We start from the raw sequence: 18808 nt of genomic DNA, 5'->3' as shown, positions 1-18808 counted from the left end.
AATGATTTCGGCTCAAAGTGGAAAATGCTGCAGTGGGTGGGCCGCAAGCGGTCTGTCCGCTTGACGGCAAAATAGCGGCTGCCCGCCGGCTCACGCCGGCGGGCTTTTTTGTGCGGACGGGAACATCCTCGCTCCAAGGGTGTTTTGTCACACCCGGCTCGTTCTTCATCGGTCGTGCCGGTGACCAAGATGTCCCCTCATTCATCATGGTCGGCCCGCGCAGCCTTGACCGCACGCGCGGGCCATCCCATCACAAGGCCCGCTGGCTCACGCTGGCGGGTTTTTCCGCGTCCATGCGCCGACACTCATCTTCGCATGCCTGTTACAACGAGCCAGGCGGATTCCAGTATCCGCACGCCGTGAGGAGGACTTGCGACATGCCTCGCTGCGGGATTTTCGCGATGAGTCTACCTGGCTCCCGCTGAACGCCACCGCCTGACCACCGGGACCCGTTGGACGACCTTCAAGTCGAAAGCCTCCGGCAATCGCACCTTAGGCGAAGACGCTTTGCTTGTTGATGCAGTTGTCATCGCATCAGCATGGGTAGCAACGCGGTGTTGCGTTGTTGGAGAGATGGGGTTTCCCGAAAAGAATGAACATGCGCAGACAAAAGAAGCGAGCAGGATGGCCGTGAGTACATCTGCGAATACTATTACTCTCATATGCGCTCGCTCCTCGGAAGGCGATCCCGCCACCCTCTCGACAGTGAAGATGGCGGGATCTCAACCGGCGACAAGGGACTTCGATCGACGGTGGGTTTCCAATTCGGCGTCCGGCTGCGTGTTCCGCCGTTCGGGCTTCTTCCAACCGCCATCAGACGCAAGTCCTATCCCATAAGACTGATGGCCAAATTCGGAACATCCGCTGAAGCATTGCGTTCGGCAGCGTGAAACCCCAAGGCAAAGGATGACTAATCATGTCGAATTGCGAGACTGCAAAATCACATTCGTTAGGAAATCGCGTGGCTGATCTCACAGCCAAGATGCGTGAAGCGCAGATTGACGCGGGTGAAATGATGGCCTTCCACAAGGTTGCAACTATGTTGGAGGACAGCCAAGGACGTATCAATGGCGACGACTTGATCGCCGCATCCTTCGTTCTGCTGGAGGACCGGGCGCCCGAGTGACCCTGCGTTGGTCGGCTTCGATCGTTCCTTGATCAGCAATGCGAAGCCTTTTTTGTCACGGCTGGCGTCTCGCGGGACTGCGGGAATAGCTCAAGCCTAAAGGGTGCTGGCCGGGCGCCTAACAGCCAAGAGACATCGCTTCGGGATCGGCCGCCACGCGCCCGCTTTGTCCGAGGGAGGGCATTCCCTTTGAAGACAGCTACGGCGTGTCCTCGCTATCAGTGCCATGCATGCTGGAGCCATGCATGAAGGACTGGATCTCGTTCACATCGATCTTGCCATCATCATTCTCGTCAATGCTACTGAACATCCTGCCCACCGCGCGTTGAACCTCGTCCTCGGACACCGATCCGTCGCCATCGGTGTCCAACAGCCCGAACATCAGTCGCATGCCGGCACCGCGCATCATCTGATGATGCCAGCGTCCAGCCATTCTGTGTCCACGATCGCGGTCACCGTGGTTCTGCCAACGGTCGCCATCTTCATCGTGGCGGTCAGCATCCTCGTTGCGATCGCCTTGATAGTTGCGACTATCTTCCTCGCGGAAACCCTCTTCGGAACCGCGATCCTGCTGCAGTCGCTCACGGACAGCTTGCTCAACCATCTGGCGGATCATTTCGCGTGTTGGTCCATCCGCTTGTCCGGTCGCATCCGGCAACTGTCCGGCGGCCGGCGGTTCGGTTGCCGGAGCGGGTGCAGGTGTCGAGGGTGATGGTGTTCCGCTTGTCTGGGCGAGCGCGGGGGAGGTCAGGGCAATGAAAACGGCGGCCGCGGCCGTCGTGCTGTGTGGAAATCTCATGGCATGCTCCATCAGTGCCTTCGCTTGGAAGGCCAAACTGGAGCTCGATCTGATTGTTCCCCGAAGGGGATCAGGTCACGGCGAAGTTACAGGGCATGCCCCCCGTCTGAGGTAGATCAGGGTCTTCGTCAGGGAATAATTTCGGCTCTTCTTCCCTAGGCACAAGAGGAAGCCGGCGCCCATTTTTGCGGGCAATGAACGTTGGACATTCGGCCTCGCCAATTTTCTGCCAGTCGATCATACCGACGCACCAATTCCCTCTGCGTCCTCTCCTTTCGTGGGACGGAAGCCGTTTCGACCGCACGCGTCAATCGCGAATCCCGCGTCCATATGCTGCGCGGCCATGATGCATATTTTTTATGTCACGGACCTCTGTCCGTCTGGACACCATGTTAGCCAGCGCTAAATCAGAGCAATGCGACGCCTGCTGCTGGGACTTACAGTTTTTCTCTTTTGGACCACGTTGCTTCAGGCCGAGGCGTGGCAGCCCTTCGGCGTCCGACAGCTTGGCTTTAGTTTCGATATTCCTCCGAATTTCGTCCTGACCCAGAATTCGCAGCAGGGCGCGGCTTTTCAGGGCCCAAGAGACGCGTTTCTGGTCGTTTGGGGCGCGCGACTGGGCAAAGCAAGTTTTCGCGCCGAGATTGAACATCGCATGATCGAGGACGAAAAGGCCGGTTGGCGACTGACCTATCGGCGCCTAGCCCCGAAATGGGCCAGCTACTCCGGGGTCAAGAATGGCGAGATTCGCTACGTCCGTGCAATTATGGTCTGCAACCAGCGTGCCGCGCTTTTCACAATGAATTATCGGAAATCCGAAAAGAAACCGTATGACCCTGTTGTTGTGCGCATGGTCCGGTCCCTGAGAGCGGAAGGATGTTAGCCAGCAAAGAGCGAGGTTGCCGTACTGTGCTTCCCTCGGCTAAGGGCCAGTGGTCAACCCGGCTCCCCAATAGCCTCGCCCAGTCACATGAAAGCAGGCACCGGCAGATATGCGGCCGAACGTTCTCACGCTGGCTCAGCCGCTCAAAGCCCATCACCGAAAAGCTGCTTAGTGCGGTCGCCAGCTAGAGCTACCACTGAGCCATTCCCGCTGCGGCTGGGTAGCGCCTCAGTTCCGTACGCGTTCATACCAAGAACGGGCGGGGCGAACGTCCTGATAGAGCTACGGCTGTAGAAGCGCGCCGCCAAACTGCGCCCACAAGCGCTCGCACTCTCTCGCCCTTAGGCTCGGGGTACCGGGCGCGCCATAGAAGACCATGGCGCCGCGAATGTCGTATCCAAGCACCGAGGCGTTGGCCACGAACTGGATGGCTCTTCCCAAGCTGGTGATGCCGATGTCGACCTCAGCTTTGTTGGTGAGGTCGACCACGCCTACTATTTCCGCATTGGCGCTCCTGCCCGCCAAGACGGCCGTCGACATCGCATCATGCACGGCAAGAAGCATTTCGGTGAGTTGCCCGGTGGAAGGGCTCTACAAACGCTTAAACGTCAGGTTTGTTCCCAACTGGCCCTGGCGGCTTTCCGACGACCAAGAATGCGACTGCGATTACGCGTATCAATAGAATCACTGCGAACAGGATTGCCATGATTTCCGCGCACTGTATCGGATCACTCCGCGGCGAAGAAAACCCCGCAACATATCTCAGATAGCGGCGGGTGTTCGGCTGTAAGAACCAAACTGGGTCCCGCGGCCTCTCATGTGCGCGTAGTTGACATCGTCTGCTGGACCGAACGGTCAAGCCGAAGAGCCCAGTTCCTCTCAGCATCGAGCAGTTCATTCTGCTCAATCAAGCCATTCATAAACAGCCTGAGTATATGCGCAGCTATGCGCTCTCCGTTCTGCGAAGCAAGAGGTAGGGCGCGCTCTTTGCAGACCGTGTGACAAACCTGGGCGAGCATCTCAATCTCGCTTGGCCCCAAAAACCGACCCGGATACAACATACCGTTTTCCTGTTGGAGAGTTGGAATGGCTATCCATTACGCAGGGTCACCGGCAGCCACAATCAACTATGATAGTGAGATGTCGAGTCCCGGTGGAAAAAACAGTGAGGTCCCAAAAGCGGTCGCGCTTGTCTCCGGTTGACAGATGCCTCGACGCTACACCGACCAGCGCTACCGCACCCGCTTAATCGACGCGGCTTTGCAAAGGCCTATGACCAGTTCGCTACCAGCTGCCGGACCGCCCAGGCGAGCATGCCGCCGGCCATTACCGAAAGCGCGATGTCGTGGATGAGGCAGCCTTTTCCGTATACATCCAGTTGTTACGCTGCGCATCTGCTTCGGTTCGAAAACTCGCCGCGAGCCTGGCGTGCTCGCGTGTCCGGGCCGAAAACGCCTTCACAGCCCACATGTTGATAACGACATCGATGAGGCTGCCGCCGACCTCGTTGGCATAGGATCCTTCCCGGCAAGGGCATCGACCAATGCCCCGGGGCCGACCAGCACGAACCTGCGGGGGCTTTCCCGGAACAAAGCGTCGACGATCCGGTTCGGCAGGGAAGCGGCCAAAATTCATGCCATCGGAGATGCCGAGGCAGATGACAGATGAAAGGGAAGCTGAAGATGACGAAGTCTCGCGACCGCACCGTTCCCGACGGCAAGATCGAAACCGGCCCGAACACATCTCCGCAACAGGATCCGGCAGAGGGGTCGCGCGAGACAATCGATCGCGAACTCGAGCGGACAGACGACGATAATAATTCCGACGAAGCGGAACGCTTGCGCCGAGACCTGCGGAAAGGGGTGGCGGAAGAGACCGAGCTTCCCGAACGCGGCTCGGCCTGAGGATCGCCGGAACCTTGCCAAGGCAAGAGACATGGAAGGCTCGACGCCGGTCGGATCGCTGCTAGCTTCGTGCCTTTAACGCACCGGCCACACAACCCATGCGCGGCGGTGACCCAGGAGACGGCGAGAACGGCCGCGCGACGGTCCACTCTGTTCCAGCAAACTCGGCTCGCCGAGAGCTACCACCTCTGGCGTTAGGGCCTGACGAGATGCCACCTGTCCAGGTCGCATGGCGCCAGGGTTCGGAAATCTCTATCAGGCTGTGCCGGCCTCCTGGCTGCGCTGCGAGCGGGCACGGTCGCGGGCTGCGGCAGTGCCTCCGGGAAAGCCGCTTCGATCGCTGTAATCGCGTGGCTTGGTCCCGCTCCGAGAGTGGCGCGCGGTCACGCTTTTCGCACCGATGATGTCGAGCAATGTGATGCCGGCGACCATGGCAAGCGCTAGGCCTACATTATCGCGCTTTGGGTTGCCATGCCGATACGCTGTCAGCAATGTCGCGATATCCAGGCCGTCGCCGGCCACCCGGCTCCAAAGCCCGGCCTGCTTGTCCACTGAAAGCGAGAGTATGCCGCTGCTGATTTCCCGCGCCCCATAAGCGCGGATCAGGTCTTCCTTGCCGCGCATGCCGAGCGCGCCGGCAATCCGCTCGGCGCTAACCAGCTCGGCGACGCCAAGCGCGATGCTGAACCAGCCGAGCTTGCGGGCAAGGCCATCGGAGGCCGCGACCGCACTCTGCCCAGTCTTCAGCACTTTGGGATCGCCAGGCGATCGGGTGATGTTGGTAAGTTTGGCAATCACGTTCATGACGATTTCCCTACGGTTTCAGTACAACCTTGATGCAGCTGTCCTGCTTGTCGCGAAACACCTTGTACATCTCGGGTCCCTGCTCGAGCCCCACGGTATGGGTGATGACGAAGGATGGGTCGATCTGGCCATCTTCGATGCGGCGCAACAGATCCTCGGTCCAACGGTTGACATGGGTCTGCCCCATTCGGAAGGTGAGCCCCTTGTTCATTGCCTGTCCCATCGGAATCTTGTCGACCAGCCCGCTGTAGACGCCGGGGATCGAGATCACGCCGGCCGGCCGGCAGACATAGATCATCTCACGCAAAACGTGCGGTCGATCATTTTCCATCAGCATCAACTGCTTTGCGCGATCGTAGACGGTATCGGGCTGGGCCAGCGAGACGTGGCTTTCCATGCCGACGCAATCGATGCACTTCTCCGGGCCCTTTCCGCCGGTGAGTTCCCGCAGTCGTTCGACGACACTTTCCTCGGCGAAATTGATGGCGATGGCGCCGCCGGCCGCGGCCATGGAAAGCCGTTCCGGCAGGCAATCGATCGCCACCACCTGTTTCGCGCCGAGCAGCAGGGCGCTGCGTATGGCCATCTGCCCGACTGGGCCGCAGCCCCACACCGCAACCGTATCGTTGGGCTCAATGTCGCACTGTGCCGCCGCCTGCCATCCGGTAGGAAAAATATCGCCGAGGAAGAGAACCTGCTCGTCGGAAAGGCTGTCAGGCACCTTTACGTGCGTGGCATCGGCGAACGGCACACGCATGTATTCCGCCTGTCCCCCGGGATAGCCGCCGGTCAAATGAGTGTAGCCGAACAGACCCGCGGTGGTGTGCCCGAACACCTTGTCACCGAGATTCTTCTTGCGGTTTGTGCGTTCGCAAACCGAAAAGTTCTGTCGCTTGCACTGGTCGCACTCACCGCAGATTATGGTGAACGGCACGACGATGCGGTCTCCCTCCTTCAGAGCGCCGTTGACGCCCTTGCCGACCTCGACGACCTCTCCCATCATCTCGTGGCCCATGATGTCGCCGGGCAGCATGGCTGGCACATAGTTGTGGTAGAGGTGAAGGTCGGAGCCGCATATCGCACAACTCGTCACCTTGATGATCGCGTCACGTTCATCCTCAATTCCCGGGTCCGAAACCTGATCGCAGCGTATGTCTTCCTTGCCGTGCCAGACCAACGCTCGCATAGCTTGCTCCTATTTTCGCAAGATCTGTGGGTAGGGACCTCGCGCCTGTCCTAAGCGGGCCGATGCCTGGTTGGATCGACTGTGCCGCTGCTTGTCGAACCACAGGGGCGGACCGATGTTCCGGGAGCTCGAGAGAATTTTTGGGCCATTCCAGACCTGCACCTTGGAAGGATCTGTCGCGGGCACCAGCGGCCTTCCCAGGCGCGTCGGGGCACGAACCGCTGGAGCCCGAGCCACGAATGGACGTACTCAAGTGTGCCAAAGAAGGTCCGTCCGCAGGTGTCCCTTCGCGGCGATCGACACCTCATCTGCTCGATTCTCGCGGCCATAACCGGCATTCTCTTCCTCGCCCTCAGGTCGGCGGAGGCGCTCAAGGGTCAGCGCTGTGTGACCGGAGCAGGTAGGAGATGCCGCTCACCGGCGGGCGCGCAGCCCGACCCGACGCGATCGACATGGGGTGGATGGGCGCCCATCGCGACGGCGACACTAGCGGAGTATTTCGCAGAAATACAATGATTAGCGGGCAGGGCGGACTGCTAGCCGTGCGCAGCGATGAACATGGCGACGGCCGACCGGCAATAGGATTCGATTTCATTGTCGTCCGCCGCTCTCGCCTCATCGAAGCGTGCGATAATCAAAAGATCGGATCCTTTGAAAAGCGCGGCAAACAAGCGGGCGGACCGGAGAGGATCGGGCACGTTCAGAACCGCCTTCGCGTGCAACTGACGCAACAGGACCTCGATTTGGGCGATGACATGGGCGGGGCCGGCTTCGAAATGGAGCTTGCTTAACGACCTTGGATTCGTCTGGTCGGCCATGACCATGGCTTCGACACTGCGGACGTCTGATCTCAACAGCGTGCGAAGCAGGGACGATCCCACCGCCATGAGCTGATCTTCGACCGAACCGCCGACGCCTTCAAGAAGGGCCTGTGGCGCAAACAACTGATGGCAGCCGGCCGCCATCGCCGCGCTGAACAGCGCCTCCTTGTTCTCGAAGTGCCGATAGATGCTGAGTTTGGATATCTTCGCCCGCTGGGCGACCTTGTCCAATGTGGTCGCTTGAAAACCCAATTCCACAAAGAGTTCGGACGCAGCGTCGAGTATCGTTTGGCCAAGCGCCTCGTTGGCGGGCCGGCCGCGCCGGCCCTGGCTATTTTCGGTCACGACAATTCCAGTCCTTGACAGTATCCTAATTCTTGGATTACGATACCATGTAGTTTCTGAAATGCGCAAGCCGATGGGTAGGTTTCAACCAGGTCCAACCAGCCCCTCATCCACAACACGGAGCCCATCATGGATGACGTCATCATCATCGGCGGCAGCTTTGCCGGTCTCGCCGGCGCCCTGCAACTCGGCCGTGCCCGCCGTAAGGTCACCGTTCTCGATACCGGCCTGCCGCGCAACCGCTTCGCCGGCCACTCGCATGGCCTGCTCGGCCACGATCACAAGCCACCGCTGGACATCCTGGCCGAGGCGCGGCGGCAGCTGGCGCGCTATCCCACGATCAAGCTGGTCAATGCCCGGGCCGACAGCCTCTCCGGGGCCATCGACGATTTCTCCGTCCTCACTGGCGATGGCGGAAGCCTCGGCGCGCGCCGGCTGATCCTGAGCTATGGCGTCGCCGACCAGATGCCTGATGTTCCGGGCTTTGCCGAAGGTTGGGGCACGTCCATCGTGCCCTGCCCCTATTGCGACGGCTTTGAAGTCGCCGGCCAGCATTGGGGCCTCGTCTGGTCCGGCCCACAGTCGATGAATCAGGTCAGGCTGTTCCACGATTGGACCGACAGGTTGACGGTCTTTGCCGATGGTCACGACATTCCGCCCGATATCCGGGCCGGTCTGGCGCGCCGCAACATACCTGTCGTCGACGGCCGGATCATCGAGATCGCCCATCACGGGGGGCATAACGCCACCGTCAAGCTCGATACCGGCCCCAATGTCGCGGTCGACATCCTGTTCGCGCATCCGCGCAACAAGCCATCCGCAGGCCTGCATGAATCACTGGGCCTCGCCACGGTCGATACGCCCCTCGGCGTAATCCTCAAGGTCGACGAGCGCCGCGAAACCAGCATGCCCGGCATCTACGCCGCGGGCGACCTCGCCAACCCCCTCACGCCGCCATCGGTCACCCTGGCAATATCGCACGGCGCGACGGCGGGCATCTTCGCCCAGCAGTCGATGCTGGTTTGAGAGCGCAGATTCCCTTCTCCGGGTGCCGCGGGCTATCATATTCTGAAGGCGAGGTTACGGAACGCCGGCCCGCTCTCCCCTGAGGGGCATCTTTGGCCAGTTGGCTTTGGGAACTCAACTGCGCTGCCGGCATGACGGCGATCGCCGACATCGGTTATCAAGCTCAATCACGCTGGAAAGCATGAACCACGTCGACGTCGACATCGACGGCGGGCTTACGGTATGGGGACCGGTGGCGGGAGATTCGCCACCGCTGTCGGTACCCGATGCTGCGACGCTACTTTGCAGAACGGTCGCGTCCAGCAGCGCTTCTGGCGGAAGTCTCAGGCGGCCACGACGCGGGCCAGCAGTGACGCGGCCTCGGTACCAGCCAAGCCAAGGTCACGGACGCTGCTCATGTGATTGGCCCCGCCAAGGGTGGTGCGCGAAACAGTCAGTCCCTGTGTGTCAAGGTGGTCCGTGAAGAGTGCGGCCTGGCTGTGGAACGGCGGCGTTTCATCGGCGCCGACCAAGATATCTACGTCCACGGATGGATCGAAACTGTGATCGATCGGCGAGAATCGGCGGGCCTCCTCGTCGGTGATCGCGATCTCGGCGGCAAGGAACGACATCTGCAATGGCTTCAGGTCGTAGAGGCCGCCAAGCAGCAGCGCAGCTTTGATGCCGGAAGGCCGCTCGTCACCGTCGAAAAGCATTGTTGCCAGATGCGCACCGGCGGAATGACCGCTAACGGTCAGCAGGCCGGGATCGCCGCCATGGTGTACGACATTGTCAAATACCCATCGCTTGGCGCGGCGCACCTGGTCGACGATCCTGGCCATCCTGACGGTCGGCATCAGCGCGTAGTCGACAATGACCGCGATCGCACCTGCGTTCGTAACGGTCTCGGCGACGTAGGAATAGTCGCGCTTGGAGAACATGCGCCAATAGCCCCCGTGGATGAACATGTGCACCGGCAGGCGGTCCCGTTTGCCCTCGGGAAAGAACAGATCCACGGTTTCGGTGGCGTCAGCCCCGTAGGCGACATCGGCGACCATGGGAACATTCGCCCTGGTGTCCTCGCTTCTGCGAACGATCTCGGCGACCATGTCGTCGAACTCGACCACATGATCGCGAATGCGAAACGGATCTTTGGCGTGATGTCCGCTCACAGGGTCACGGCGATGTACTTGGCCTCCATGAACTCGGCAACGCCATGCTTCTGGCCGCCTTCTCGCCCCAACCCGCTTTGCTTGACTCCGCCGAAGGGCGCCGCCGGATCCGACATCAGGCCGCGGTTGAGCGCGATCATGCCGGACTCGATCTTCGATGCCACGCGCATTCCTCTGGCCAGGTCGCGCGTGTAGATGTAGGCCGCGAGACCGTATTCTGTGTCGTTGGCCTTGGCGATGACCTCCGCCTCGCTGTCGAAGCGACTGATCGGCGCCACGGGACCGAAGATCTCCTCGTGAGCCATGGCAACGTCGGCCGGCACGTCCTTGAGCACCGTTGGCGGATAGAAAAAGCCTCTGCCTTCAGATACGCCGCCGCCACACAGGATTTTGGCGCCGCGGGCAACGGCGTCCTGCACAAGCCGGTCGATCTTGTGCACAGCCTTCCTGGTGATCATCGGCCCGCATTCTGTGTCTGAGTCTGTGCCCGGGCCCAGGTTGAGTGCCGCCATGCGTTTGCTCAAGCCTTCCGCGAAAGCATCATGGATGCCGGCCTGGACGTAAAGCCGGTTGGCGGCCGTGCAGGCTTCGCCGGCGTTGCGCATCTTGGCAACCATCGCACCGTCGAGGGCTGCTTCCAAGTCGGCGTCGTCGAAGACGATGAAGGGTGCGTTGCCGCCAAGCTCCATGGAACAGGAGATGACGTGCTTTGCGGCTTCGGCCAGCAGCACGCGCCCGACGCCGGTCGAGCCGGTGAAGGACAGCTTTCGCACGCGCGGATCGGCCAGCATGGCCGCCGTCACCGGTCCGGGGGTCGAGGTCGTCAGGACGTTGACGACGCCGGGCGGCACGCCGGCTTCCTCGTAGAGCGCCGCAAGCGCATAGGCCGTCAGCGGTGTCTCGCTGGCGGGCTTCAGGATCACCGTACAGCCGGCCGCCAGCGCCGGAGCGATTTTACGTGTCGCCATGGCGGCTGGGAAATTCCATGGCGTGATGAGCACGCAAATGCCGATGGGCTGGTAGTCGACAATGATCCGGTTCGCGCCCGAGGGTGCAAGGCCGAACTCGCCGTTGATGCGGACCGCTTCCTCGGCGTTCCAGCGAAAGAATTCCGCCGCATAAGCGACTTCGCCGCGCGCATCGCGCAGCGCCTTGCCGTTCTCCAGCGAGATCAGCGCGGCCAACGTCTCCATCCGTTCGGTCATCAGTTCGAAGCAGCGCCGCAGTATTTCCGATCGCCTGCGTGGCGGGGTCTCGCGCCAGCCGGCCGCCGCCTTCGCGGCAGCGTCGACGGCGGCGGCGGCGTCTGCGAGCGTGGCGTCGGGAACCGCAGCGATCACGGCTTCGGTCGAGGGATCGACCACTTCGATCACGCGGCCCTCCGATGAGGGCCGCCAGCGTCCGCCAATGTAGAGACCGTGCGAGACCGTGGCGTAGTCGAACATATCTTGATCCTCGTCGGATATGCCTGCGGCAATGTTCATTGGATGAACTCCTGGTCGATCACATCATGGTGGCGGACATGTCGCCGTCATAGGCAGCCCTGACCAGCTGTCGCATCGCGGCGCGGTCGAACGGACGCGGATTGTTCTTGATCAATCGGTCGATGCCGAGCGCCTGCTCGGCCGTCCAGTCGATCTTGTCTTCGGGAAGACCCAGTTCGGCCAATGTCGGTGTGATGCCGATGGCGCCAAACAGCCGGCTCACCTCACGGATGGTGGCGTGCGCCAAGGCATCGGCGCCCCCGCCCTGAAGGGAAAGGCCAAGAGCAGTGCCGACTTCCGCAATCTCCGCGGCTGCTGCGGCCAGATTGTAGGTCATCACATAGGGCAGCATCGTGGCCACTCCCAGGCCATGCGGGGTGTGGGTAAGCGCGCCAACGGGATACTGCACCGCATGGGCGGCGGCCGTTCCCGCCGTACCGAAGGCGCAACCGGCGGCCAGCGCTCCCATCATCACGTCGGCGCGCGCATCCTCGTCCGATCCGTCGCGATATGCCTTTTCCAGACTGCGGCCGAGCAGCCTGATGGCCAAAAGCGCGAAATGATCGGTCAGAGCGCTCTTGCCGATGAACACGTGCTGTTGCGGCAAATGAGGGTCGGCGCCGCGTTTGGCCGCTGTGAAGGCCTCGATTGCGTGCGTCAGCGCGTCGGCGCCGGCGATCGCCGTCAAGGACGGTGGACAGGTCACCGTCAGATCCGGATCGCAAAGCGCCACTGCCGCGATGAGATGCGGACTGGCGATACCCACTTTCAGCGTCCGATCCGGGTCGGAGATCACGGCGACGGGGGTCACCTCGGAGCCTGTTCCAGCCGTCGTCGGCACTGCGATTACCGGAAGGGTAGGGCCGGGTACCTTGAACTCGCCATAGTAGTCCTCGAGCTTGCCGCCGTGGCTGAGCAGAAGTGCAGCGCATTTGGCCATGTCGAGGCAACTGCCGCCCCCGATGCCGATCACCATGTCCGACTTGAAATCCTTCGCCTGCGCAATGCAGGCGGCGACGCTGTCGCGCGGCACATCCGGCAGCGTTCGGTCGAAGACCAGCGCTTCGATCGCCGCGTTGTGCAAGCCAGCCAGAATCTCGGCGAACTGCGACGTCGCCGCGAAGCGCTCATCGGTACAGACGAACGCACGCCGCCCATATTTGGCGGCAATGGCAGGCAGGACATGGCGGTGGCCTCTGCCAAACAGAATCTCGCTCGGCAGGCGCGCCGCTGCAAACAAGCTCATGCACAAGATCCTGCGAAGACGGATTGGAAGCCGACAGGCTTGGCTTCGTGCCAGAGGCCGACCTCGGCGCTGCAGGTCATGATCATGCGATACCCCTCTAATAAAATCGTATAGGATATAGGATTGAGTTTCGCGGAGCATCGTGTTAGTGGGTGGTTCTGTCAAGAGGCAAACAATGCAGAACACGGATCTGACGGTTGACAATGAAGCCCGCGCGACCGGCCGCATCCAGCGCGCCAACAGCCTGGCCGGCGACGTGTACGAGGCAATCTTCGCGCAGCTGATGTCTTTGAGGATTGCTCCGGGATCGCGCATCACCGTCGACAATCTCGTCAAGGAATTCAACGTCTCGCATACCCCCATTCGTGAAGCGCTTGGCAGGCTGGAGGGGGAAGGGCTGGTTCTGAAAACCCACCTGATCGGCTATCGCGCCGCCCCGCAAATCACCCGCCGGCGCTTCGACGAGCTTTACGAGCTGCGTCTATTGCTTGAACCTGCCGCCGCGGCCAAAGCCACCGCAACAATGGACGGCGAGCGCCTTGCCGCGCTGCAGGAGGCGGCCGGCGTCATGGCTCGGCGGGTGGGGAAAGACGAACGCCTGCGCTATTCGAACTTCGCCCGTCAGGATGCGATCTTCCACGACAAGATCGTCGAGTTTGCCCAAAACGAACTCATTCGCGAGACACTGAATCACCAGCATACCCACTTCCATATCTTCCGCCTGATGTATCACTCCAGGGTGACCGAAGAGGCGCTCGACGAGCACGAGGCTATTCTCGCTGCCTTTGCCGCGGGCGATCCGGACGCCGCCGAAAAAGCCATGCGCGCGCACATCGAAAATTCGCGGGACAGGCTCCTGCCTGCGTTCGAGTAGCCTGGCGATGTTGCTTGTCAGAGCACCCTCAAGCGCGGCGCGCCGCTGTCCGCCCAGCCTGCCGCCTACGAATTCTATTCCCCGTTCTGAGCCGATTTCGATCCCGGGAAGCGAGGCGCGCAGTGCACCTCGCCCCTGAAACAAGCCGAGAGGAAAAGACATGCCAGCCAAAAAAATCCTGATGCTGACCGGTGATTTCACCGAGGAGTATGAAATCTTCGTCTATCAGCAGGCGATGGAAGCGGTGGGACACACCGTTCATGTCGTGTGCCCCGACAAAAGCGCCGGAGACATGATCAAGACATCGCTGCACGATTTCGAGGGCGATCAGACCTACACCGAAAAGCCCGGCCATAACGCGCTGATCAACAAGACCTTCGCCGACGCCGAGAGGCAGCTGAGCCAGTACGACGCTGTCTATTGCGCCGGCGGTCGTGGCCCCGAATACATCCGCACCGACAAGCGGATACAGGCAATGGTGCGCCATTTCCACGAGGCGAAAAAGCCGATCTTCACGATCTGCCATGGCGTCCAGATTCTGATCGCGGTCGACGGCGTCGTGCGCGGCAAAAAGGTGGCGGCGCTCGCCGCTTGCGAGCCGGAGGTGACGCTTGCCGGCGGCACTTATATCGATCTGTCTCCCACCGACGCCTATGTCGATGGGACCATGGTTTCAGCCAAAGGCTGGACCGCGCTTGCGGCGTTCATCCGTGAATGCCTGAAGGTGTTGGGAACGGAAATCCACCATTCTTGAACCGTTTGTCCCGGCGCATCCCTGAGGGGATGCGCCGGCTCCCTCAACGGCGCGGCGACTTCCGTCATTTCATCAAGTTCAAATCAGGAACCTGCGGCAGGTGTGCTCCAGAACCTTGTGCCATCACCACCTCGGACGCCTTCAAGCGCTGCCGCATCGCGTGCGTGCACCAGCGCGCCATCCTCGTTGAGCTTTCCCAGCTTGACGGGTGCGAACCTGAGTTGATGGACTCAATGGGAGGTCGACATGAAGTCGGCGCCCGGGAGCTGTCAGGGCTTCACGAACCGAAACGCGAAGCGATCGGTCTCGCCCTTGATCGCGGGATCGAACACCTTGATCGAGTGCGGGTCATCCTTATTCACCAGCACGGTGCTTTCCGCGTCCAGTACGAAGCCGGCCGCCTCCACCTCCTCGCGGACGGATGCAGGGTCGATCCGATGCAGCGACCGGGTGTCGCTCGTGCCCGACCCAGAGGCGGCGGCGTGGTCGACGATGACGTAGGACCCACCGGGTTTCAGCCGCTTGTAGACAGCTCGATTGAAGTCGGCCGCCGTCGCACCCTTCTTCTGGATCAGGGCGGTGTGAAGATCGTGGTAAAACAGGTGCAGCCATAGGACATCGGCTGGCGGCGTGACCTCCGGCATCGCGACGAGGTCCGCCGAGGTGGCTTCGACGTTCTCTCGGCCCGGCTCCTTCGCGAGCGTCCGCATGAGGCCGACCGGATCGTTCTTGAAGTGGGCGACCTCCGCCGGCACGAAGCTGTAGACCCGCCCCTCTGATCCGACGATGTCGGAGAAGAGGCGCGTCCAGTCTCCGTCGCCAGGGTAGACGTCGATCACGGTGGAGCCCGCCTCGATTCGTGCGAACCGGATCAATTCGGATACCTTGGATTGGTCGTACATCGAAGTCTCCTAGTGGATATTCTTCTCGGTGCTCATAGTGATTTCTCCATTTGCTCGGATCGGATCGGGCTTGATCCGATCCGAGTTCCGATCGCGTGTGTCGTCTCTTTTCGGGTGGGGACGTCGTGCTCGTCAGTCGAACTTGACCAGGTCCTCAAAGATCAGATGACCCCAGCTGTTTCCGCGCGCCTGGACCAGCAGGCCACCTTCCGACACCCCGCCAAGCTTGATCGGCGCGAAACCGAGATTTTCCGCAAGCTCCCCAATCTGTGTTGCGGCAGCGTCATCGTCGCTTGCCAGGAACACGACCCTCCGGCCACCATGTACGGCCGGATCCTGATCAAGCACCGGGGCGACCAGATGGTTGAAGCCCTTGACCAGTTTTGCGCCAGAGAAGGCCTGCGCGATGAATTTGGAAGAAGGTTGCCCTCCCAGTTCCTCAGGGGGCACGCCATAGGCATTGGTCACATCGATGATCGTCTTCCCCTGCCATGTGCGGAGCGCCTTCGCGACATTCGGGTGCGCCTCGAAGCGGACAGCCAAAAAGATGATGTCCGCCTTGATGGCTTCCGCCAGTTTTTTGGGGATGATCGTGGGTCCGATCGCGGCCGCATCGGCGGCAAAGCTTTCCGGGTCGCGTGTGGTTGCAACGGAAACTTCGATGCCGTTTCGGGCAAACGCCTTGGCAAGGGCCTGTCCGATATTGCCGAATCCTACGATTGCATAGTTCATAGCACTTCTCCGATCTGGTGCTAATGCCGGGCTCAGACTTGCGCCATGCCTCCATCGACGGCGAGATCCACGCCGGTGACGAAAGAACTTTCATCGGAGGCGAGGAACGTTACGGCAGCAGCGATTTCCTCTGGTTTGCCCCTGCGACCCATTGGGATCTGTGACGCAAACTGGGCGGCCGCTTGCTCGGCTTGCTCAGGGGTAAGGCCAGTCGTTGTCTCCAAGGCCGGCGTCTCGATTGGTCCCGGACTCATTGCATTGACGCGGATTTTGCGGTCTTTGAATTCCAGTGTCCAAGCGCGCGCGAAGTTGCGTACAGCCGCCTTGCTCGCGGCGTAGGTACTAAACCCTGGAAGCCCCAACACGTTCGACACTGAAGAATTCAGGATGATCAAACCGCCGTCTTTGAACAGGGGAAGGGCCTTCTGCACCGTAAAGAACAGACCCTTCACGTTCACATCGAAGGTCTGATCAAAATGTGCCTCGGTAGCGACGGCGAGCGGTGCGATCGTCCCCGCGCAGGCGTTGGCGAAGAGAATGTCGATATGACCATATTTCTCCTTCACGACGGCATAGAGGCGATCCAGATCTTCCAGGAGCGACACGTCACCACGACCGTCGTAACGTTTTTCATGATGAAGGCTGCGGCCTCCTTCAGCTCCTTCTCTCTTCGCCCGGTAATCACGACGTGCGCTCCTTCTTCTACGAAGCGCTTGGCTGTGGCCAATCCGATCCCGCTGCTTCCGCCCGTGATGACTGCGATCTTGCCTTCGAGTTTTTTCATAATTCTTTGTCTTTCGTTGCGCACGGGCCAGGTATGGACCGCGCTGGGGGTCAGAGTTGAGCCAGGCCGCCGTCGACGGCGACCTCGCTGGCAGTCATGAAGCTGCTGTCCGGCGACGCGAGAAAGGCGGCCACGGCCCCGATCTCCGCCGGATCGGCCATGCGCTGGAGCGGAGTCATCGCGCCGTAGGCCTTCTGGCCTTCCTCGCCCAACGCCTCCTTCGCGAGTTCGGTCGCCGTCGCCCCGGGCGACAACACGTTTACCCGGATGCCGGTGCCCTTCAGGTCCTCCGCCCAGGTCCGCGCCAGGTTGCGCACTGCCGCCTTGCTCGCGCTATAGGCAGTGAACCCCGGAGCGCCCGTGGTGCCGGCGCTCGAGCCGGTCAGGATGATCGAACCGCCCTGGCTGATCAGCGGCAGCGCCTTCTGGACCGTGAAGATCGTACCCTTCACATTGGTGTCGAAGGTTTCGTCAATGTGCCTGGCGGTGATCTGCCCGAGCGGAAGCGGACTTCCCGCCCCGGCATTGGCGAAGACGATATCGAGGCTTCCGCGCTCGGCCTTCACCGCAGCGTAGAGTCGGTCGAGGTCGGCCTCATCCGAGACCGAGCCCTTAACCGCGCGGGCACTAGGCCCAAGGTCAGCCACGGCGGCGTCGAGCGCTTCCTGCCGGCGGCCGAAGATGAAGACGAAGGCGCCCTCCTCGATAAAGCGCTTGGCTGCGGCGCGGCCGATGCCCGTAGCGCCGCCAGTTATCACAGCGGTCTTTCCATTCAGTCTGTTCATGTCATGCATCCTTCGTTTCGCCGTCTCGTATCTTTGGCTGTACGGGAAAGTCCCGCGAGAGCCTCAAGATGGGTTCGCCGAAGTCGGGCGGTGAGTGCGCAATCGCGCACATCGCTGGTGCGAAAACGATCCAGCTAGATGATTGAACGCCGCGGCGACCGCACGAACTACGGCTGATCGTGTTAGTATGGGCTTTGCAAGCCGCACTGCGCTGCGCAGGAATGCACCATGATCGACTGGGATGACGTTCGCTACTTTCTTGCCGCCGCGCGCGTAGGCTCGGTGCGTGCTGCCGCCGCACACCTCGGTGTGAACCACTCGACCGTGCTGCGACGCATCGCTCAGCTCGAGGAACGCCTCGGGGCGCAGATGTTCGAAAAGCTGCCTTCCGGCTACCGCCTGACGGCTGCGGGCGAAGAGGTCCTCGATCTCGCGACCCAGATGGAAGCGTCGTCGCACCAGCTGGAGACGCGAGTCTTCGGTCGTGACCAGAGCGCGCGCGGGCTTTTGCGGGTGACGCTTCCACCGTTCCTCGCGACACACCTGCTCATGCCGGATCTCGCCGACTTCGCGCGTTTGCATCGCGACATCGAGATGGAAATCTTGTCGTCCGGCGAGCTGGCAAATCTGACCAACCGAGAGGCCGACGTCGCGATCCGCATTGTCGCCGACCGCAAGACCCTGCCGCTCAATCTTCACGGCCTGAAGGGACCGGAGCTGTTCAGCGGCGTCTACATGTCTCGCGATCGACTAGCCGCGTGGCGTGCGGGCACGCCTGATCCCATCCGGTGGATAGGCATAGACAATCATGGAATTCCGGACTGGGCGCGCGAGGGAGAAGTTCACGTCACGGGAGTACCGTTCAGGACACCTGACGCCGAGACGCAGATCATCGCGGCGCACCAGGGGATTGGGATAACGAAACTGCCGTGCTTCGTCGGAGATGCCGACCCCCTGCTGGTGAGGGTGCCGGGGATCGACGTGCCCATGCATGGGACACTGTGGCTTCTCACGCAAGGCGAGACACGCAAGACGAAGCGGGTGCGGCTCTTCACGGAGTTCGTATCCCGGAGGCTCGCCACGTACGCTCCGCTTCTCTCGGGGCTGTCCATATCGCGCGACTGACCCCCGGCAGGTCCGCCGGCAACGCTTCCCGCAATCCGGGTGGAAGCCGAGCTGCGATCGCCTGAAGCGGCGTGTTC

The 18808-nt window shown here is 61.4% G+C and carries 18 protein-coding genes and 1 pseudogene; 7 read left to right on the top strand and 12 right to left on the bottom strand.

Annotation, left to right across the window (positions count from 1 at the left end):
• Positions 1-961: 961 nt before the first annotated feature.
• Positions 962-1126: a hypothetical protein gene (locus tag NKJ57_RS17965; protein ID WP_023667766.1), complete on the top strand. Its 165-nt coding sequence runs from the start codon at positions 962-964 to the stop codon at positions 1124-1126.
• A 199-nt stretch (positions 1127-1325) separates the two neighbouring features.
• Here the strand turns inward: NKJ57_RS17965 and NKJ57_RS17960 are convergent, their stop codons facing one another.
• Positions 1326-1925, bottom strand: coding sequence for an EF-hand domain-containing protein (locus NKJ57_RS17960; RefSeq protein ID WP_352511421.1), 600 nt, complete (start codon positions 1923-1925; stop codon positions 1326-1328).
• Between the two features lie 415 nt (positions 1926-2340).
• Between NKJ57_RS17960 and NKJ57_RS17955 the strand changes: the two genes are divergently transcribed.
• Positions 2341-2808 (top strand): hypothetical protein, encoded by a 468-nt coding sequence (locus NKJ57_RS17955; RefSeq protein ID WP_023686891.1) that lies wholly within the window; start codon positions 2341-2343, stop codon positions 2806-2808.
• Between the two features lie 282 nt (positions 2809-3090).
• Here the strand turns inward: NKJ57_RS17955 and NKJ57_RS17950 are convergent, their stop codons facing one another.
• On the bottom strand, positions 3091-3348 hold the full coding sequence (locus NKJ57_RS17950) for a hypothetical protein (RefSeq protein WP_245260390.1): 258 nt from the start codon (positions 3346-3348) through the stop codon (positions 3091-3093).
• A 1142-nt stretch (positions 3349-4490) separates the two neighbouring features.
• Here NKJ57_RS17950 and NKJ57_RS17945 point away from each other — a divergent pair.
• On the top strand, positions 4491-4712 hold the full coding sequence (locus NKJ57_RS17945) for a hypothetical protein (protein WP_352511423.1): 222 nt from the start codon (positions 4491-4493) through the stop codon (positions 4710-4712).
• Positions 4713-4967: 255 nt separating this feature from the next.
• Here NKJ57_RS17945 and NKJ57_RS17940 read toward each other — a convergent pair whose 3' ends face one another.
• From NKJ57_RS17940 to NKJ57_RS17930, 3 genes are all read right to left on the bottom strand, one after another.
• Complete coding sequence (locus NKJ57_RS17940; protein ID WP_023740532.1) at positions 4968-5516, bottom strand: hypothetical protein; 549 nt, start codon at positions 5514-5516, stop codon at positions 4968-4970.
• Positions 5517-5526: 10 nt separating this feature from the next.
• Complete coding sequence (locus tag NKJ57_RS17935) at positions 5527-6702, bottom strand: zinc-dependent alcohol dehydrogenase (RefSeq protein WP_352511424.1); 1176 nt, start codon at positions 6700-6702, stop codon at positions 5527-5529.
• Between the two features lie 536 nt (positions 6703-7238).
• Complete coding sequence (locus tag NKJ57_RS17930) at positions 7239-7868, bottom strand: TetR/AcrR family transcriptional regulator (protein WP_023751770.1); 630 nt, start codon at positions 7866-7868, stop codon at positions 7239-7241.
• Positions 7869-7997: 129 nt separating this feature from the next.
• Here NKJ57_RS17930 and NKJ57_RS17925 point away from each other — a divergent pair, with 129 nt between their 5' ends.
• Positions 7998-8894, top strand: a complete 897-nt coding sequence (locus NKJ57_RS17925) for an NAD(P)/FAD-dependent oxidoreductase (protein WP_352511425.1) — start codon at positions 7998-8000, stop codon at positions 8892-8894.
• 323 nt (positions 8895-9217) lie between these two features.
• Here NKJ57_RS17925 and NKJ57_RS17920 read toward each other — a convergent pair whose 3' ends face one another.
• From NKJ57_RS17920 to NKJ57_RS17910, 3 genes are read right to left on the bottom strand one after another with little or no spacing between them, the layout of a single operon-like run.
• Positions 9218-10045 (bottom strand): alpha/beta hydrolase, encoded by an 828-nt coding sequence (locus tag NKJ57_RS17920; RefSeq protein ID WP_352511427.1) that lies wholly within the window; start codon positions 10043-10045, stop codon positions 9218-9220.
• The gene (locus NKJ57_RS17915; protein ID WP_352511588.1) at positions 10042-11490 is read right to left on the bottom strand and encodes an NAD-dependent succinate-semialdehyde dehydrogenase; all 1449 of its coding nucleotides are present in this window, start codon (positions 11488-11490) and stop codon (positions 10042-10044) included. Before NKJ57_RS17915 ends, NKJ57_RS17920 begins: the two co-directional genes overlap by 4 nt.
• A gap of 58 nt (positions 11491-11548) precedes the next feature.
• Positions 11549-12775, bottom strand: coding sequence for an iron-containing alcohol dehydrogenase (locus NKJ57_RS17910; protein WP_352511429.1), 1227 nt, complete (start codon positions 12773-12775; stop codon positions 11549-11551).
• Between the two features lie 175 nt (positions 12776-12950).
• Between NKJ57_RS17910 and NKJ57_RS17905 the strand changes: the two genes are divergently transcribed.
• Together NKJ57_RS17905 and NKJ57_RS17900 are read left to right on the top strand one after the other, a co-directional pair.
• A complete protein-coding gene (locus NKJ57_RS17905) occupies positions 12951-13649 on the top strand; it encodes a GntR family transcriptional regulator (protein ID WP_023667782.1) in 699 nt (232 codons plus the stop codon).
• A gap of 160 nt (positions 13650-13809) precedes the next feature.
• Entirely contained in the window at positions 13810-14403 is a 594-nt protein-coding gene (locus NKJ57_RS17900) for a DJ-1/PfpI family protein (protein WP_023686902.1), read from the top strand.
• Between the two features lie 269 nt (positions 14404-14672).
• Here the strand turns inward: NKJ57_RS17900 and NKJ57_RS17895 are convergent, their stop codons facing one another.
• The 4 genes and pseudogenes from NKJ57_RS17895 to NKJ57_RS17880 all read right to left on the bottom strand — a co-directional run bounded on the left by NKJ57_RS17895 (position 14673) and on the right by NKJ57_RS17880 (position 17606).
• Entirely contained in the window at positions 14673-15305 is a 633-nt protein-coding gene (locus NKJ57_RS17895; protein WP_352511431.1) for a class I SAM-dependent methyltransferase, read from the bottom strand.
• 132 nt (positions 15306-15437) lie between these two features.
• A complete protein-coding gene (locus NKJ57_RS17890; protein ID WP_352511433.1) occupies positions 15438-16037 on the bottom strand; it encodes an NADPH-dependent F420 reductase in 600 nt (199 codons plus the stop codon).
• Between the two features lie 32 nt (positions 16038-16069).
• Positions 16070-16821, bottom strand: a pseudogene (locus NKJ57_RS17885) (SDR family NAD(P)-dependent oxidoreductase).
• A gap of 50 nt (positions 16822-16871) precedes the next feature.
• Positions 16872-17606, bottom strand: coding sequence for an SDR family NAD(P)-dependent oxidoreductase (locus NKJ57_RS17880; RefSeq protein ID WP_352511435.1), 735 nt, complete (start codon positions 17604-17606; stop codon positions 16872-16874).
• A gap of 228 nt (positions 17607-17834) precedes the next feature.
• Here NKJ57_RS17880 and NKJ57_RS17875 point away from each other — a divergent pair, with 228 nt between their 5' ends.
• The gene (locus NKJ57_RS17875) at positions 17835-18731 is read left to right on the top strand and encodes a LysR family transcriptional regulator (protein WP_352511436.1); all 897 of its coding nucleotides are present in this window, start codon (positions 17835-17837) and stop codon (positions 18729-18731) included.
• Positions 18732-18808 lie beyond the last annotated feature (77 nt).

The organism is Mesorhizobium sp. M0077 (assembly GCF_040322955.1).
Lineage (GTDB): Bacteria > Pseudomonadota > Alphaproteobacteria > Rhizobiales > Rhizobiaceae > Mesorhizobium.
Note: the sequence above shows the minus strand (reverse complement) of the source record. Positions and strands in the feature narration are given on the sequence as shown.